Source organism: Endozoicomonas sp. SESOKO3, from assembly GCF_024606255.1.
The window spans coordinates 1-1,230 of the sequence record NZ_JAHHPR010000619.1 but is presented as its reverse complement, the minus strand read 5'-3'; the positions used below and the strand labels follow the sequence as shown (position 1 = coordinate 1,230).

At 49.6% G+C, this 1,230-nt stretch carries 2 pseudogenes; both read left to right on the top strand.

The window, feature by feature from the left end:
• Window positions 1-713 (top strand): annotated as a pseudogene (lptB, locus tag KDK18_RS10920) (LPS export ABC transporter ATP-binding protein); the annotation flags it as partial.
• A gap of 257 nt (window positions 714-970) precedes the next feature.
• Window positions 971-1,230: pseudogene (locus KDK18_RS10915) on the top strand (RNA polymerase factor sigma-54); the annotation flags it as partial.

The following is a 1,230-nucleotide window of genomic DNA, read 5'->3' as shown; positions in this document are numbered from 1 at the left end:
TGCAGAACATCTCAGCAAAAGCTACAAGGGCAGACAGGTCGTCAAAGACGTTTCCCTGGCTGTCGACAGCGGTCAGATTGTCGGACTTCTTGGCCCCAACGGGGGCCGGAAAAACTACCTGCTTTTACATGATTGTAGGTCTCGTAAAAGCAGACGGTGGGCAGGTAGACCTCAGTGGCCAGAATTTAACTCATGAACCTATGCACGGCCGTGCCAGAGCCGGAGTAGGTTACCTGCCACAGGAAGTGTCTATTTTCAGGAAATTGACGGTCACCGACAACCTGCTTTCCATACTGGAAACCCGTTCCGACCTCTCCAGAAAAGATCGCATGGCAAAAATGGAGTCATTACTGGAAGAGTTCAATATCAATCATATCAGGGACAATCCCGGTATGAGTCTTTCTGGTGGCGAAAAACGCAGGGTAGAAATTGCCCGCGCCCTTTGCACTGACCCAAAATTTATTCTGCTTGATGAACCCTTTGCCGGTGTCGACCCCATTTCTGTTGGCGATATCAAGGCGATAATCACTCACTTGAAAGCCCGGGACATCGGAGTCCTGATCACCGATCACAATGTACGGGAAACGCTGGATATCTGCGAGAAGGCCTATATTGTCAGTGAAGGCACTATTATTGCTGAAGGTAATAGTCAGGCCGTCCTGGCTAACCAAAGGGTTCGTGACGTCTATCTCGGACATCAGTTTAGTCTCTGATCATCTCTGGGAGGGTGTCGTCAAAGTAGCGAGCAAAGCTGTTGACCTGGTCTGTTTTCAAACTTTTGTTCTCAGTGTTTCATGGCTGTCGTGATGAATCCACTTTCCCGAAGCTTCAGATGTGATTATAATCGCGAGACATGGAGAGTAGCCCAATCAAAATAATGAGCACGCACTGAGAAATAACTGTCAGGGGCTGATGGCATTAAATCCGCCCCCTCAGTGCAGACCCCGAAGTAAAGGTATACCGTTGCCCTATGAAGCCATCCTTACAGCTAAAAATGGGCCAGCAGCTGACCATGACACCTCAGCTGCAACAGGCCATAAGGCTTCTACAACTTTCCACTCTGGATCTTCAGCAGGAAATCCAGGAAGCTCTTGAATCCAACCCGATGTTGGAGTCTGAAGAGTCTGTCGAAGAACCATCTGTATCCCTCGATGAAGGGGAGCAGCCTGTTGACTTCAGTGAAAAAGCGGAGCAGCCTCCTGAACCGGAAGAGCCTGAGTGGGCCGATAG